Origin of the sequence: Actinoplanes sp. NPDC049599 (assembly GCF_044465625.1) — a bacterium.
Classification (GTDB): Bacteria; Actinomycetota; Actinomycetes; order Mycobacteriales; family Micromonosporaceae; genus Actinoplanes.
Map to the genome: position 1 here is coordinate 135,500 of NZ_JBITLX010000020.1, position 15,475 is coordinate 150,974.

Sequence of the window (15,475 nt, forward strand, 5' to 3'; positions counted from 1 at the left end):
GAATCCTTACCGGCTGCGGTGTGACCCCCTGATGAACCGCACTGTACCCACCGGATCTGACAGTGCCGGCTGTCGGATCACGGACCCGGGGCCGCCGGGCCGCGGAAAACGCTTTGCCGGTGCGCGCGCGGCGTCCGTACCGTGATCGCATGTCTTCTCGCGGATCTGTCACGACGACGCCGGGGTGTCCCGGCGAGCTGTCGCGCTGATCCGATCCCAGCGCATCAAACGGCCCCGGGCGTCTGCCCGGGGCCGTTTGGCGTCCTGGGTGGTTGCCGGGCCCGAACCAGGAGGTACCGATGTCCGTCGACCACCGCAAGCTCGGCCGCGAGCTGGCCATCTTCGACTCCGACCCGCTGATCGGCGCCGGGCTGCCGCTCTGGCTGCCGGCCGGCGCCGCGGCCCGCTACGAGGTCGAGTGCTATCTGCACGAGCTCGAGCGCCGCGCGGGCTACCAGCACGTCTACTCGCCGGTGCTGGGCAAACGCCAGATGTACGAGCTGTCCGGGCACTGGCGCAACTTCGCCGACGACATGTTCCCGCCGATGGCGCTGGGCGACGACGACGGCGACGCGCTGGTGCTGCGGCCCAGCCTGTGCCCGCATCACGCGTTGATCTTCAAGTCGCGGTCGCGGTCGTACCGGGACCTGCCGTTGCGGATCGCCGAGCTCGGCGGCATGTACCGCGCCGAGCGCTCCGGGGTGCTCGGCGGCCTGAGCCGGGTGCGGTCGATCCAGCTCAACGACGCGCACATCTTCTGCCCGGCCGGGCAGGTCGGCCGGGAGGTCGCCGCGGTGCTGGAGCTGATGCGCCGGGCGCACGCCGCGCTGGGCCTGCCGGTGTCGTCCTACCAGCTGTCGCTGCGCGGCGCCGGCGGCAAGTACGCCGGCGACGACGACGCCTGGGAGCTGGCGGAACGGATGCTGCGGCAGGCCCTGGACGACGCCGGGGTGGACTACGCCGCGGTCGCCGGCGAGGCCGCGTTCTACGGCCCGAAGATCGACGTGCAGGTCGCCGACCCGGCCGGGCGTGAGCTGTCGCTGGCGACCATCCAGATCGACTTCCTCCAGCCAGCCCGGTTCGGCCTGTCCTACGCCGACGCCGCCGGCGCGCGATCGGTGCCGGTGATGGTGCACCGCAGCCTGGTGGGCTCGATGGAACGGCTGTTCGCGGCGCTGCTGGAGTGCCACGCCGGGGCGTTCCCGGTCTGGTACGCGCCGGTGCAGATCAGCGCGGTGCCGGTCGGCGCGGAGCAGGCCGGGGCCGCCGCGGCGTTCGCCCGGCAGGCGGTCGGCGCCGGGCTGCGGGTGGAGGTCGCGCCGGACGGCTCGCTCGGGGCGCGGATCCGGGACGCGGCCCAGCGCAAGATCCCGTACGTGGCGGTGATCGGGCCGCGGGAGGCGCCGGACGGGCGGGTGGCGCTGCGGCTGCGCGACGGCTGGCAGCTGCCGGCGATGCCGTACGGGGAGGCGATCGCGCTGGTCGGTGCGGTGGTGGCGGCGCGCTGCCACGAGTTGCTGCCGGCCGGGGCGGATCAGCAGTAGTCGCGGGGGGACGTGCCGGGCGCCGGGGGCCGGAACGGGGCGGTCTGCGGCTCCCAGCGGCGCGGCGTGGACCCGTTGTCGTCCTCGGGGTGCGCGGGGGCCGGGGGCGGGGACCCGTTGGCGCCTTCGGGGTGGGTGGGGGCCGAGGGCGGGGGACCGTCGGGGTCCTGGTGATGCGCGGGGGCCGGGGGCGGGGGACTGTCGGGGCCCTGGTGGTGGGTGGTGGCCGGGGGCGGGGGCCGGTCGGGGCCGTGGTGGTGCAGGACGTGGCTGCGGGCGTACCGGATGGCCGAGGGGGTGTCGGTGAAGACCTGGCCGTCGCGGCGCAGCTGCTCGGCGACGCCGAGGGCGTCGAGGATCTCCTCGTGGCCGGGGGCGATGCCGGACAGCAGCACGGTGATGCCGCGGCGGCGCAGCCGGTTGATCGCGTCGCCGAGCACGTGCGCCCCGGTCGCGTCCACCGTCGAGACCCGCGACATGCGCAGGATGACCACCCGCACGTCGGCGATCTCGGACAGCTGGAGCAGGAAGGTGTGCGCGGCGGCGAAGAACAGCGGCCCGTCCAGCCGGTACGCGACGATGTGCTCGGCGAGCAGCGCGTGTTCCTCGGCGCTGTGGTCGCCCGGCTCGAGCGGCACCTGTTCGAGCCGGGCGGTGCGGGCCACGGCGCGCAGGGCCAGCACGATCGCCACCCCGATGCCGACCGCGACGGCGGTGACCAGGTCCAGGGCGACGGTCACGGTGAAGGTCAGGATCAGCACGAGCGCGTCGCCGCGGGTGGCGCGGGCCAGCGCCAGCAGGGAGCCGGCCTCGACCATGCGCACCGTGGTGGCCAGCAGCACCCCGGCCAGCGCGGCGAGCGGGATGTGCCCGACCAGGGGCCCGAAGGCCAGCACGATCACCGCCAGTGCCACCGCGTGGGTCAGCGACGCGAGTTTGGACCGGGCCCCGGCACGCACGTTGACCGCGGTGCGGGCGATCGCGGCGGTGGCCGGGATGCCGCCGAACACCGGCGCGGCGAGGTTGGCCAGGCCCTGGCCGAACAGTTCCCGGTCGGGGTCGTGCTGTTCGTTGACGCTCATCGCGTCGGCGACGGTGGCCGACAGCAGGCTCTCCAGCGCCGCCAGCGCGGCGACCGCCAGCGCGGCCGGCAGCAGCGTGCGCACGGCGTGGACGTCGATGAAGCTCAGCGAGGGCGACGGAACCGCCGAGGGCAGGCTGCCGATCCGGGCCAGCCCGAGCGGCAGGGCCTCCGCGACGACGGTCGCGGCGGCGACGCCGAGCAGGGAGAACGGCAGCCCGGGACGCCAGCGTGCGCCGAGGAGCATCAGGGCCGCGACGCCCAGCGCGACCGCGACCGGGGCGGGATGCGGCTCGCCGGCGAAGCGCACGACCGCGTCGAAGGCGACCGCCCATACCTTGTCGCCGTGCGCGCCGGTGACGCCGAGCGCGGCGGGCAGCTGCTGCAGGGCGATGACCACGGCGATGCCGGCGGTGAAGCCTTCGAGCACGGGCGTGGGCAGATACCGCACGTAGCGGCCGAGGCGGGCGACGGCGAGGCCGATCAGGACCAGCCCGGCCATCGCGCCGACCATGAGCACCCCGCGGGCGCCGAAGCGCTGCACGACCGGGACCAGCACCACGGTCATCGCCCCGGTGGGCCCGGACACCTGCAGGTTGGAGCCGCCGAAGACCGCGGCCACCGCGCCGGCCACGACCGCGGTGACCAGGCCGGCCTGCGCGCCCAGCCCGGAGGTCACGCCGAACGCCAGGGCCAGCGGCAGCGCCACCACGGCCACCGTCAGCCCGGCGATCAGGTCACCGCGCGGGGAACGGCGTACCGCCGACCAGTCGCTGCGCTGCGGCAGCAGACCGGCGATCCGTGCACCCACCACCGGAGGTTCCTTCCTGGGAGGCGTTCACCGCACTAGACTTTACTACTTGCGAAGATTAGCAACTCCGCAGTCGTTGGCGCGGGCGCCGACCGGGTGCGATCCCTCACTCGCCCGCCTGGCAGCATGGGACGACCGAGGGGGTGACGGTGAGCACGCCGCTGTACCAGCTGAAGGCCGAGTTCTTCAAGACACTCGGCCATCCGTCGCGCATCCGGGTGCTGGAACTGCTCAGCGACCGGGAGCACTCCGTGGCCGAGATGCTGCCCGAGGTCGGCATCGAGCCGGCCCACCTGTCCCAGCAGCTCGCCGTGCTGCGCCGGGCCAACCTGGTCGTCGTCACGCGCAAGCAGGGCTCCACCGTCTACTACGCCCTGACCAGCCCGCACGTCGCGGAGCTGCTGGCGGTGGCCCGGCGGATCCTGTCCGGTGTGCTCAGCGGCCAGGCCGAGCTGCTGCGCGACCTGCACGCCGGCTGAGCGCCCGGGGTTTATTGCTGTCCGATGTCGCACGGCGGTGATAGACATCCGGGGTGCACACGAACCTGGAGTTCCCCGAGCTGCTGCAGCTGATCGACGAACGGTCCACCGCGTTCCGCGCCGCGATCGCCGCCGCGCCCGACCTCGACGTGCCGGTGCCGAGCTGCCCGGGATGGACGCTGGCCGACCTGGCCCGGCACATCGGCGAGGGCCGCCACGCCTGGGCCGCCACCATCGCCGCCGGCCCCGACACCGCGACGAAGTCCACCGAGAAGGGCACGCCCGCGCCGCAGGAGCGCGACGCCCTGCTGGCCTGGCTGGCCACGGCGACGCAGGCGATGCTGGACGCGCTGCGCGAGGCCGGCCCGGAGCGCGGCAGCTGGGCCTGGTGGAGGCGGTCGCAGTCGCCGCGCACCTGCGGCGCCGTCGCCCGGCACCAGCTCCAGGAGATCGCGGTGCACACGTACGACGCGCAGCTGGCCCTGGGCGACCCGCAGCCGCTGCCCGCACCGGTGGCGCTCGACGGGGTCGAGGATTTCCAGTTCACCTGCTGCGCCACCACGGCGGCGTGGCCCCACCAGCCCGCAGTGGTCGACTACCACGCCACCGAGGGCCGCTCGTGGCGGTTGTCGCTGTCGGCCGACGGCGCCCGGGTCACCCGGCTGTCCGCGCCCACAGCCGGCGCGGACGTCTCCGCCACGGGCCCGGCCAGCGATCTGGTCCTGTTCTGCTACGGCCGGCTGGGGCCGGACGCCGTGAAGATCGACGGCGACACGCGCATCTTCGACCAGCTGATCGCCTGGGACCCCGGCGCGTAGGACACGCCGGGCTACCTCTTGAGGGATTCCTGGAACGCATCCGCGTAGGTGGGCGAGTCCTTGATCAGGTCGTCGCAGAAGGCGGCCACGTCGGTGCCGACGAGTTCGAGCACGCCCTTGCCGGCCGCGACGCCCTCGGCGAAGAAGTCGACGATCCCGGGCAGCAGGCGCCCGTCGGCCAGCTCGACCGGCCCGACCTTGAACAGGTACTTCTGCATCTCGTGGTAGACGATCCGGTAGTCCGGCGGCAGTGCCTTGACCCGGGCCACGTGCGCCCGCCATTGCTTCTTGCCCTCGATGATGTCCTGGATGCTCATGTCAGCCTCCTAGCCGGCCCAGTTTCCGGGCGACATTGCTGTTCAACTGCTCGCGCCACCGGTCGCGATAGGTCCGGGCGCCCGCCCCGCCGGCCAGCGCCGTGCAGAATCCCGCGATGTCGTCGCCGAACACCTCGTGGGCGCTCTGGCCGTCCGCCGCCGCCTCTTCGAGCAGGCTCAGGGCGGCGTCGAGGATCGGGGTGAGGTTGCGGCCGGTGAAGTCCGCGTACGGGTAGAGGTGGACCGTGATCTGTTCCCACGCCGCCTGATGATCGGCCGGCAGTGCCCGCGCCCGGGCGTCGAACCGGTGCCATTGCCTGGTGAGGTCGCTGCCGGTGATGGTTTCCCAGAAGCTCATCTCCCGCCCTCCTTGAGCTGGTTGATGCGTGCCGAGACGTACTGCCATTTCGTCCAGAACGTCGCGAGGTGCTTCCGGCCGGCGTCGGTGAGCGCGTAGAACTTGCGCGGCGGGCCCACCTCGGACGGCCGTCTGGTCACCTGGACGAGCCCGTTGCGCTCCAGCCGCAGCAGGATGGTGTAGACCGTGCCCTCGATGACGTCGGCGAAGCCGAGCTCGTTGAGCCGGCGGGTGATGGCGTAGCCGTAGGTCTGCTCGCGGTCGATGATCTGGAGCACGCAGCCTTCGAGTGTGCCCTTGAGCATCTCCGTCAGGTCGTCCATCACCGCTCCTCGCCGGTCCGTGGTACCTCGTACCACCGAGTACCGGTATACGGTACCACCGAGTACCGACATTCGGGCCGGGAAATTTGGTGGACGTGGGGATGCCCGGGCTTGTAGCTTGCCGGTGACCGAGACGCCGCCCGAGGAGGTGAGACCCATGACCGCTGGATCGATGTGGGTGCTCCCCCAGGCCGTCACGGTCGGGCGACTGACGTAGGTGTCGCCGGGAGCGCCCGAAACGCGGCACTCCCGAAAGGCAACGCCATGCCCCTCCCCCTCACCTTCGACGTGATCATCGCCGGCTGCGGGCCGACCGGCGCGATGCTGGCCGCCGAACTGCGGCGGCACGACGTACGGGTCCTCGTCCTGGAGAAGGACACCGAGCCCGCGTCGTTCGTCCGCATCGTCGGACTGCACATCCGCAGCATCGAGCTGATGGCCATGCGCGGGCTGCTGGAGCGCGTTCTCGAACGCGGACGCCGGCGCCCGGCCGCCGGCTTCTTCGCCGCCATCACCAAACCCGTGCCCGAGGGCCTGGACTCCGCGCACGCCTATCTGCTCGGGATCCCGCAGCCGGTCATCGTCGACCTGCTCGAAAACCACGCGATCACCCTGGGCGCGCAGGTCCGGCGCGGCTGCACGGTGGCCGGTTTCGCACAGGACGACAACGGCGTGACCATCGCGCTGGCCGACGGGGAACAACTGCGGACGCGCTACCTGGTCGGCTGCGACGGCGCCCGCAGCACGGTGCGCAAGCTGCTCGGCGTCGGCTTCCCCGGCGAGCCCGCCCGGACCGAGACGCTGATGGGCGAGATGGCAGTCGGCGTGCCGCCGGAGGAGATCGCCGCCACGGTGGCCGAGGTCCGCGAGACCCATCAGCGGTTCTGGCTCCGGCCCGCCGGCGCCGGGCGCTACACCGTCGTCGTGCCCGCCGCGGGCGTCAGCGACCGCGCGCGACCGCCCACCCTGGAGGACTTCCAGCACCGGTTGCGCGCCGTCGCCGGCACCGATTTCGGCGTGCACTCCCCGCGCTGGCTGTCCCGCTTCGGCGACGCCACCCGGCTGGCCGACCGCTACCGGGTGGGGCGGGTGCTGCTGGCCGGCGACGCGGCACACATCCATCCACCCATCGGCGGACAGGGCCTCAACCTGGGCGTCCAGGACGCGTTCAACCTCGGCTGGAAGCTGGCCGCGCAGATCCGCGGCTGGGCGCCGGCCACCCTGCTGGACACCTACCAGGCCGAACGCCATCCGGTCGCCGCGGACGTGCTGGACAACACCCGCGCCCAGATGGAACTGCTCTCCCCCGAACCGGGCCCGCGGGCGGTGCGCCGGCTGCTCACCGACCTGATGGACCTCAACGAGGTGAACCGCCGCCTGCTCGAGAAGATCACCGCGATCGGCATCCGCTACGACTTCGGCGCGGGCCCGGACCTGCTCGGCCGCCGCCTGCGCGACATCAAGATCAAACAGGGCCACCTGTACGACCTGCTGCACCGCGGCCGCGGCCTGCTGCTGGACCGCACCGGACGCCTGACCGTCGGCGGCTGGTCGGACCGGGTGGATCACCTGGCGGATCCCACCGCCGAGCTGGAGGCTCCGGGGGTGCTGCTGCGCCCGGACGGCCACGTCGCCTGGATCGGTGACGATCAGCAGGACCTGAACGGCCAGCTCGGCCGCTGGTTCGGCCGGCCCGCCACCTGACGTCGGTGTCCTGGCTCCGTGAGACCGGCAGATGTTCAACTCCCCGGACGGGCCAGGCGGCACCAAACGTCCCAAACAAGAACGTCTTGCCCGAGAATTTCTTGCATGATAACTTTCGGCACGGAGGTCGCCGCCACCCCGGCTCCTGACAGCGCTTCGAGTTTCTGGGAGATCGCATTGACGGTTAGTGACGCAGAAGCCCCAGGGCCCAGACCATCGCTCGACTCCGAGCTCACCTGGCTGCTGCACCGAGCAGCTCAGCACATGCACAACGCCACCGGCGAACAGGCCGAGAGGCACGGACTCACGCTGCGCGAATACATCGTGCTGAGCGCACTTGACAAGACCCCCGGCCTCACCCAGGGAGAGCTCGGCAAGTCGCTGAGCCTGGACAAGACCACCCTGATGAGCCAGCTCGACCGGCTCGAGCGCAGAAGCCTGGTGGTTCGCCGCAACGCCCCCGGTGACCGCCGTCTCCGCATCCCGGAGATCACCGAGAACGGCGAAGCCCTCCGCGCCACGGTCGCCGAGGCCAGCGCCGCCGTCGAGGCTTCGGTGCTCGACGGCTTCAGCCAGGAGCACATCGCGTCGCTGCGCCAGATGCTCTTCGCCATCATCGGCGACAGCGAGGACCGGGGCTCCTGCCTGTGACGGCCTGCAGGTCGGCCGGCTCATCGCACGGCGCGCGGCAGCTTCACGATCGAGAATGCCGGCCGTGACCCTGGCCGCCATCCCCAGTCCCGTGACGCGACTGTGGATAGAAACGCTGCGCATCGACCCCGCGAACACCATTCGCGGGGTACGTATCAACGTCTTCACGGCGCTCGTGGTGTTCCTGCTCGCCGCGGCGTATTTCGTCCGGGTGCGAGGCCCGCGCGCCTCGGTGGCCGCCGGCCCTCGGGCGGATCACCGGATCGTGGCACCGACGGGGGTGACGGCCGGTCAGGCGGGCCAGGTAATCGTCTGGGCAGAGATATTCTTGACTCAGATGATCTCACCTCGTAGGGTTTCGGCATGCCTCCTCTTCCCGAACCCGGCCCGTGGCCACAGCCGCTGCCCGCTGCCTCCCCGCCGGCGGAACTGGCCATCCACCACCTGCCGACCGGCACCTACCTGACTCGCGCGGCCTTCGCCTTCAAGGGCGGGTCGTTCGGCGACAAACGGCACTTCGCCTCGTCGGCGGTGCTGGTGCAGCACCCCCGCGGTGACCTGCTGATCGATGCGGGCTTCGGCGCCGGCGTCGCCGCGCACATCGCGATGCTGCCGCGCTTCGTCCGCGCCCCGCACCAACCGGGTCTGACGGTCAGCAGTCAGCTGGACGCCATCGGCTACGACCGTCATCGACTGCTCGGTGTGCTGCCGACCCACTCCCACTGGGACCACGTCAGCGGGCTCGACGGCCTGCACGGCACGCCCATCTGGATGAACGCCCCCGAGCGCCGATATGCGGCCACCGATCCGGACGGCAAGGTCTACCGCAGCGTGTCGCAGGGTCACGAGATTCACGAGTACGGGTTCGACGACGGGCCGTACCTGGGTTTCGCGTCGAGCTACGACGTGTACGGCGACGGCTCGGTGGTCATCGCCCTCGCCGGTGGCCACACCACCGGCTCGGTCATCGTCTTCGTCACCCTGCCCACCGCGCAGAGGTATGCCTTTGTCGGCGACCTCACCTGGCAGATCGACGGCATCCGCCGTCGCGTCGAACGCCCCTGGTTGCTGAGCAAACTCGCCGACAGCGATCCCGAACAGCTCCGGCAAGGCCTCCTGCGCATGATCGCCGTCGCCGGGCTGATGCAGGTCGTCCCCGCCCACGACCTCGACTCCTACCGGGGAATCCCACTGCTGTCGGCACGGGCGGCCGGACAACCCGACCGGCCTCGGACCGCACCGACCACCACGACAGAAAGTTGACGCCATGCCGACCGTTCCCGCGCACGAAATGAGCGCTCGCGCCGCCGCCGGACGGGAGGTCTACGCCCGCAACTTCGGCATGGTTCCGGCCGAGGCCGAACGCGTCATGAATGAGCACGCCGGCGCCGCGTACACCCGGGAAGCGTTCGAAGCCGCCGGAGGCCCCGGCTGGCAGGGGCATCACCTGACCGACCGGGACCGCAGCATCGCCGTCATCACCGCGCTGGTCGCCCAGAACGTGACCGACGTGCGCCTGTCCACCTACCTTTCGCTGGCCCACCGCACCGGGCTGGACGAGGAAGCCCTCACCGAGCTGATGGTGCTGCTCACCGCCTACCTCGGGCAGCCCTACACCTCATTGGCGATGGAGGCCGTGCGCCGCTCAGCCGATCCCTCGTCGTCGGCCCCGCGGACTACACCATAACTGTCATTATGATGTACCGGCGTTTTGTCCGTTTCGGAGGTGCGGGCGGATTAATGGATTACCGGTAATGGCAATACGGTAATTATCCGAACGGATGCCCGATCCGGGACCTCATCCTCTGTCCGCGCGTGCCCGGCGGTGGTCGGCTGGCGGCTGAGCGGGTCGACGTCCCAGAGGAGGCCTCGATGATCGTCTTCGTCCGTGTCTCGATCGGGATCGTGCTGCTGGCGCACGGGCTGGTGCACCTGCTCTACCTCGCCCCCGACGTGCCCGAGTTCACCTTCGACCGGCCGTGGCTGGTTCCGGAGGCGGCCCGCCGCCCGCTCGGGCTGGCGCTGGTGGCGGCGAGCGTCGCGGGCTTCGCCCTGGTCGCTCTGGCGGTCTGGGGCGTTCCCGGCCTGTCCGCCGCCTGGCCCGTGCTCACCGTGGTGGGCGGCCTGCTGTCGGCGGCGCTGCTGGTGGCGTTCTGGAACAACGCGCTGGTGGCCGGGATCGCCATCGATGCCGCCCTCATCCTGATCGCCCTGCTCCGGCCACCCTGGGCGGAGCAGCTGATCAGCGGCGCGGCCTAGGTATGACCGGCGCGCGCCGCTGACCGGCCGCGGCAGACGTTGTGGTCGGCCCGGACGCGCCTGCTGCGGACCTGGCAGACGGCGTCGCCAGGCCCAGCCGGGCCCGGTGGACCGGCTCGCGTCGCTCAGCGGACCCGACAGGCGGCGTGACCCGGTCGCGGCTGCTGCGCACGGTGATCACTGTGCCCGCACCTGGGGTCGGCCGAGGCGCGAGGCCGACGTCGCCCGGACCTACGCCGGGAAGCGGGGCCCGCGGAGGCTCACCGCGGCTCTCCGGACCGGCGGGAGTTGTTCGGGGTGATCCTCGTGCCCGGCAGTGCCGGAGGCAACCCGTACGCGCTGCTCGCGGTGCGGATCTCGGTGATGAACGCGGCCACCGCCGGGTGGGCCGCCGCGCCCTGCCGGTACGCGATCCGGGTGCGCCGCCGCGTCGGCAGCGGCACCAGCCACACCCCCGGCGGCGGTTTGACCGTCGCCAGTTCCGGCACCAGCGCCACGCCCTGGCCGGCGGCGACCAGGGCCAGCACCGTGGTGAAGTCGTCGGCCTGGTGCCGGGCCCGCGGGGTGTAGCCCGCCGCCCGGCACACGTTCAGGGTGACCTCGTGGCACAGGGTGCCGGGGCTGGCCAGGATCCAGTCGGCGTCGCGCTGCTCGCGCAACGAGCCGCTGCCGGTCGCGGGCAGGGCCAGGTAGACCGTCTCGTCCAGCAGCGCCACCGTGTCGATCATCGGGTCGGGCCGGACCGGGACGATGTCGTAGTCGTGCACCAGGCCCACGTCGAGGCGGTGCTCGCGCAGGGCGTCCGGGACCGCCGCCGGGTCCAGCTCGGTGACCATCAGCTCCAGCCCGGGGTGCCGGGCGGCCAGCGCGACCAGGGTGGCCGGCAGCAGGGTGCGGACCGCGGTGGGGAACGCGCCGATGCGCAGCGGGCCGGACAGGCCGGTGGCCAGGGCCGCGAGCGCGGTCGTCGTCTGTTCCAGAGCGGCCAGCACGGTCTCGCCGTGCTGGACCAGGACCCGGCCGGCGGGGGTCAGGGTGACGCCGCGGCCGGTGCGTTCGAGCAGCGGCAGGCCGGCCTCGCGTTCCAGCGCCGACAGCTGCTGGGAGACCGCGGACGGGGTGTACGTGTGGGCCTGCGCGACGGCGGCGATCGTGCCGAGGCGGGCGAGGTCGCAGAGCAGGCGGAGGCGCCGGACTTCCAGCATCAGCTGAGCTTACGGTTTGGTGCAGCAATAGGAACTGGACCTTATGACATGAATGGGCACAGGCTGAGGTCATGACGTTCTCCGGTGTGTACGTACCGCTGATCACCCCGTTCGACGCGGCCGGCGCGGTGGCGCTGGACGCCCTGGCGGCCCTGGCGCACGACGTGCTGGCGGGCGGCGCGGCCGGTCTGGTGGCGCTGGGCACCACCGGTGAGCCGGCCGCGCTGACCCCGGCCGAGCAGCGGTCGGTCGTGGACGTCGTCGCGCGGGTGTGCCGGGAGCACGACGCCCCGCTGGTGCTCGGCGCAAACACCGTCGACGCCGTGCGGGCGGTGCCGGCGCGGGCCGGGGTGCGGGCGGTGCTGAGCCTGGTGCCGCCGTTCCTGCGGCCCGGCGAGGAGGGGGTCGTCGCGTACTTCTCGGCCCTGGCCGCGGCCGGCCCGGTGCCGGTCATCGTCTACCACGTGCCGTACCGGACCGGGCAGCCGTTGTCGGCGGCGACGCTGCGGCGGCTCGCCGCGATCCCGGGGGTGGCCGGGATCAAGCTGGCCGCCGGCGGCATCGACGCCGCCACGGTCGAGCTGCTGGCGGACCCGCCGCCCGGGTTCGCGGTGCTCGGCGGCGACGACGCGTTCGTCTCGCCGCTGCTCGCGCTGGGCGCGCACGGCGGCATCCTGGCCTCGGCGCAGCTGGCGACCGAGCGGTTCGTCGCGCTGGTGCGGGCCTGGCAGGCCGACGATCCGGTACGGGCCCGGGCGCTGGGTGGCCCGCTCACCGGGCTGGCGCTGGCGGCCTTCGCCGAGCCCAACCCGACCGTGATCAAGGGGGTGCTGCACGCCCGGGGCCGGATCCCGACCCCGGCGGTGCGCCTGCCGCTGCTCCCGGCCGCGGCCGGAAGCGTCCGGGCGGCCCTGGAGCAACTCGACCGGCCGCTGATCGGGGCCGGCGTCGGCCGGGCGCAGCCGGCGCAGATCGGCTGATCGGGCCGGCGTCGGCTAGGCGCAGCCGGCGCAGATGGTTACCGCACGCTGACGTACGCGTCCAGCGGGCCGGCGCCAGCTGCATGTCCATGCACAACAGCACCGACCTGCGGGTGCCCCACTTTCGCCATTTCTGGATCACGGTCCCCCGTTGCCGAGTTCATCTCAGGAGGAAAGGGGCGCAATTGGTGGACCTTGGAGCCGTGTGGTGTGGCTGGGAGTCTTTTGCATGGCTGTTGTGATGATCGATCGCCATCCCCCGGACGGGCGACACGCTTCTGCCGCGCCGAAACGGCCGCGCCAAGCATTGCCGGAGGCCTGCCCACCGCCGGACCCGCAGCACTGGCCCACATATTGAGCAGGATTCTCACATCGCAGAACTCCTAAGGGAACAAAGGGCGTAAAAGTCACGAAGCGGGCAGTGAATTGTCGATCTTGTGGACTTAAGGTTCGGAGCTCACCCCACATCAACAAGATCGAAATCTTGCGCGTCGGTGGCGGTCGGCGCGCGGCCCACGTCACTCCGGCGGGCTATTGCCATCGCCCGATACACCAACCACGCAAAAGACTTCTGGAACGTTCTAGCTCATCAAGATCTGCAGGAATGCCGCCGCTGAGGCTGCGACGGCAGCTAATGGCGAAGGTCGACCGGGTGGTGCCTGACAAGATCCCGTCGGGGGTGCCGCGGCGAACGGTTACTGAGCTCCGTGGGGGATCGGCTGCTCGGGTCAGCGGGCCGCGCCGAGCAGCCGGTGCCGGGCGGCGAAGCGGGGGATCTCGGCGGCCGGCATCGGCTCGGCGAACAGGAAACCCTGGGCCAGGTCGCACGGCAGCCCGCACAGCGCCGCCAGCTGCGCCGGGTCCTCGACCCCTTCGGCCACGGTCTGCAGCTCCAGCGTGCTGCCGAGCTCCAGCACGCTGCGCACGATGGCCAGCCGGCGCCGGTCGCCGGTCAGCCCGTCGATGAACGACTTGTCGATCTTCAGCTGGTCGATCGGGAGCCGGCCCAGGTGGGCCAGCGACGAGGCGCCGCTGCCGAAGTCGTCGACGGCCAGCCGTACGCCCGTGCGGTGCAGGGCCCGCAGCCGCCGCAGCGCCTGGCCCGGGTCGCGCATCAGCGCGGTCTCGGTGACCTCCAGGGTCACCGACGCCGGCGGCAGGCCGGTCTCGGCCAGCACCGCCAGCACGTCGGCGACCAGCCGCTCGTCGGCCAGCTGCCGGCCGGAGACGTTGACGCTGACGGTGAGCTCCGGCAGCCCGTGCGCGCGCCAGCCGGCCAGCTCCCGGCACGCCTCGCGCAGCACCCAGCGGCCCAGTGCGACGATCAGGCCGCTCTGTTCGGCCAGCGGGACGAACGTGGCCGGCGGGATCGCGCCCAGGCGCGGGTGGGTCCAGCGCAGCAGGGCCTCCACGGCGACCGGGCGGGCGTCCGGCAGCGCCACGATCGGCTGGTAGGCCAGCCGGAACTCGCCGGCCTCGAACGCCCGGGCCGCCTCGGCGGTCAGTTCCATCCGGCGCAGCAGTTCGCTGCGCATGCCCGGCTCGAACAGCAGGTAGCTGCCCGGTCGGCTCTTCTTGGCCCGGTACATGGCCACGTCGGCGTCCTGGACCAGGTCGTCGCCGGCGGCGGTGCCCGGGTCGCTGAGCGCGATGCCGATGCTGGCCCGGGTCAGCACCTCCTTGCCGGCGATCGTGAACGGCTGCGCGACCGCCGCGCTGATCCGCTCGGCGATCTCGCCGGCCTGGGCGGGGTCGTCGACCGGCTCCAGCAGGATCGCGAACTCGTCCCCGCCGAGCCGGGCGGCCATGTCGCCGCCGCGGACCGCGGCGCGCAGCCGGCCGGCCACCCCGCGCAGCAGCTCGTCGCCGGCGGCGTGCCCGAGCGTGTCGTTGACCTGCTTGAACAGGTCCAGATCGAGGAACAGGACGGCGATCCGGGCGCGCGAGCGGGCGCTCACGTCCAGCGCCCGGTCCAGCCGTTCCAGGAACAGCGTCCGGTTCGGCAGCCCGGTGAGCCCGTCGTGGTACGCCTGCCGGACCGCGGCGATCGAGTGCGCGCCGGTCAGCGCCAGGCTGGCCTGCTCGGCGAACGCGGCCAGCACGTCGCGGCGTTCCTGGGCCCGGACCGTGGCCGCCACCGGGCCGAGCACCAGGCTGCCCGCCACGTCCCCGCCGACGTGCACCGGCGCGGCGAGCACCGCGTCCTGGTCGACCGGGTGGTCCTTGCGCATCGCCCGCAGCGCCGCGCCCAGCACCACCGGGTCGTGCCGGGCGTGCTCGTGTCCCGGGGTCAGCGACGCGACCAGCGTCTCGCCCGGGTTGTCGGCGTCGCGCAGCACCAGCGCGGCCGGTGCCCCGTCGGCCACCGCGGAGGCGCCCCGGGTCACCGAGTCGAGGATCTCCTGCAGCGGCGCGCGCTGGCTGACCGCCCGCTGGATCTGCAGCAGCGTCTCGAGCAGCTGCTCGCGTTTTTCCAGGGCGGTGACCAGCACCAGCCGGGCCTCGGCCTGCTGCTCGCGGTCGCGGCGCAGGTCACGCTCGGCGGCCAGGGTGCGCAGCCCGCGCAGCGCCAGCCCGAGCACCCGGGCCATGCCCTGCAGCATCTGGCGTTCCTCGGCCTCGAAGCCGCCCTCGCGGCGGCCGAGCATCAGCTGGCCGTCGGTGTCGCCGCCGAGCGGGTGCACGGTGCTGTGGAAGGTGCCCAGGCCGGGCACGGTGAGGGTCTCGACGGCCGGGGTGACGCCGCTGAGGGTGTCGGTGCGGGTCTGCCGGCCCAGCCCGAGGCAGGCGAGCAGCTCACCGCCGGACAGCACGGCGGCGATCTCCGCCTCGGTGGCCTCGGCGGCGCGTTCCACGGCCAGCTGGGCGGCGCCGGCCTCGTCGCCGGCCCGGGTGATGGCGCTGAAGAACTCGGTCAGCTGGAGCGTCGACCAGTTGCTGCCCAT

15 protein-coding genes are annotated in these 15,475 nt (G+C 72.6%); 9 read left to right on the forward strand and 6 right to left on the reverse strand.

Annotated features, from left to right (window positions below):
• Nucleotides 1-299 precede the first annotated feature (299 nt).
• Nucleotides 300-1,544: a threonine--tRNA ligase gene (thrS, locus tag ACIBQZ_RS29760; protein ID WP_396092118.1), complete on the forward strand. Its 1,245-nt coding sequence runs from the start codon at nucleotides 300-302 to the stop codon at nucleotides 1,542-1,544.
• Here thrS and ACIBQZ_RS29765 read toward each other — a convergent pair.
• Nucleotides 1,535-3,439: a SulP family inorganic anion transporter gene (locus ACIBQZ_RS29765; RefSeq protein ID WP_396092119.1), complete on the reverse strand. Its 1,905-nt coding sequence runs from the start codon at nucleotides 3,437-3,439 to the stop codon at nucleotides 1,535-1,537. The two genes, thrS and ACIBQZ_RS29765, sit on opposite strands and share 10 nt — an antisense overlap.
• Nucleotides 3,440-3,585: 146 nt before the next feature.
• Here ACIBQZ_RS29765 and ACIBQZ_RS29770 point away from each other — a divergent pair, with 146 nt between their 5' ends.
• Complete coding sequence (locus tag ACIBQZ_RS29770) at nucleotides 3,586-3,915, forward strand: ArsR/SmtB family transcription factor (protein ID WP_396092120.1); 330 nt, start codon at nucleotides 3,586-3,588, stop codon at nucleotides 3,913-3,915.
• 53 nt (nucleotides 3,916-3,968) lie between these two features.
• Nucleotides 3,969-4,733: a maleylpyruvate isomerase family mycothiol-dependent enzyme gene (locus tag ACIBQZ_RS29775; protein ID WP_396092121.1), complete on the forward strand. Its 765-nt coding sequence runs from the start codon at nucleotides 3,969-3,971 to the stop codon at nucleotides 4,731-4,733.
• A gap of 11 nt (nucleotides 4,734-4,744) precedes the next feature.
• Here ACIBQZ_RS29775 and ACIBQZ_RS29780 read toward each other — a convergent pair whose 3' ends face one another.
• Genes ACIBQZ_RS29780 through ACIBQZ_RS29790 form a run of 3 tightly spaced genes read right to left on the reverse strand, consistent with a single transcriptional unit; the run spans nucleotide 4,745 to nucleotide 5,731 of the window.
• A complete protein-coding gene (locus ACIBQZ_RS29780; protein WP_396092122.1) occupies nucleotides 4,745-5,050 on the reverse strand; it encodes a DUF1048 domain-containing protein in 306 nt (101 codons plus the stop codon).
• A gap of 1 nt (nucleotide 5,051) precedes the next feature.
• A complete protein-coding gene (locus tag ACIBQZ_RS29785; protein ID WP_396092123.1) occupies nucleotides 5,052-5,408 on the reverse strand; it encodes a DUF1048 domain-containing protein in 357 nt (118 codons plus the stop codon).
• Nucleotides 5,405-5,731: a PadR family transcriptional regulator gene (locus tag ACIBQZ_RS29790; RefSeq protein ID WP_396092124.1), complete on the reverse strand. Its 327-nt coding sequence runs from the start codon at nucleotides 5,729-5,731 to the stop codon at nucleotides 5,405-5,407. Before ACIBQZ_RS29790 ends, ACIBQZ_RS29785 begins: the two co-directional genes overlap by 4 nt.
• A 264-nt stretch (nucleotides 5,732-5,995) precedes the next feature.
• Here ACIBQZ_RS29790 and rox point away from each other — a divergent pair, with 264 nt between their 5' ends.
• The 5 genes from rox (at nucleotide 5,996) to ACIBQZ_RS29815 (ending at nucleotide 10,345) form a co-directional block, all read left to right on the forward strand.
• On the forward strand, nucleotides 5,996-7,435 hold the full coding sequence (gene rox, locus ACIBQZ_RS29795) for a rifampin monooxygenase (RefSeq protein WP_396092125.1): 1,440 nt from the start codon (nucleotides 5,996-5,998) through the stop codon (nucleotides 7,433-7,435).
• A gap of 105 nt (nucleotides 7,436-7,540) precedes the next feature.
• Nucleotides 7,541-8,086: a MarR family winged helix-turn-helix transcriptional regulator gene (locus tag ACIBQZ_RS29800; RefSeq protein ID WP_396092126.1), complete on the forward strand. Its 546-nt coding sequence runs from the start codon at nucleotides 7,541-7,543 to the stop codon at nucleotides 8,084-8,086.
• A 363-nt stretch (nucleotides 8,087-8,449) separates the two neighbouring features.
• Nucleotides 8,450-9,349: an MBL fold metallo-hydrolase gene (locus ACIBQZ_RS29805; RefSeq protein WP_396092127.1), complete on the forward strand. Its 900-nt coding sequence runs from the start codon at nucleotides 8,450-8,452 to the stop codon at nucleotides 9,347-9,349.
• Nucleotides 9,350-9,353: 4 nt separating this feature from the next.
• Nucleotides 9,354-9,773 (forward strand): hypothetical protein, encoded by a 420-nt coding sequence (locus ACIBQZ_RS29810; protein WP_396092128.1) that lies wholly within the window; start codon nucleotides 9,354-9,356, stop codon nucleotides 9,771-9,773.
• Between the two features lie 185 nt (nucleotides 9,774-9,958).
• Complete coding sequence (locus ACIBQZ_RS29815) at nucleotides 9,959-10,345, forward strand: hypothetical protein (RefSeq protein ID WP_396092129.1); 387 nt, start codon at nucleotides 9,959-9,961, stop codon at nucleotides 10,343-10,345.
• A 260-nt stretch (nucleotides 10,346-10,605) separates the two neighbouring features.
• Here ACIBQZ_RS29815 and ACIBQZ_RS29820 read toward each other — a convergent pair whose 3' ends face one another.
• Nucleotides 10,606-11,550 carry a LysR family transcriptional regulator gene (locus ACIBQZ_RS29820; protein ID WP_396092130.1) on the reverse strand — a complete coding sequence of 315 codons (945 nt, stop codon included), beginning with the start codon at nucleotides 11,548-11,550 and terminating at the stop codon, nucleotides 10,606-10,608.
• Between the two features lie 71 nt (nucleotides 11,551-11,621).
• Between ACIBQZ_RS29820 and ACIBQZ_RS29825 the strand changes: the two genes are divergently transcribed.
• Nucleotides 11,622-12,530: a dihydrodipicolinate synthase family protein gene (locus ACIBQZ_RS29825; RefSeq protein ID WP_396092131.1), complete on the forward strand. Its 909-nt coding sequence runs from the start codon at nucleotides 11,622-11,624 to the stop codon at nucleotides 12,528-12,530.
• A 728-nt stretch (nucleotides 12,531-13,258) separates the two neighbouring features.
• Here ACIBQZ_RS29825 and ACIBQZ_RS29830 read toward each other — a convergent pair.
• Nucleotides 13,259-15,475 (reverse strand): putative bifunctional diguanylate cyclase/phosphodiesterase, encoded by a 2,217-nt coding sequence (locus ACIBQZ_RS29830; RefSeq protein ID WP_396092132.1) that lies wholly within the window; start codon nucleotides 15,473-15,475, stop codon nucleotides 13,259-13,261.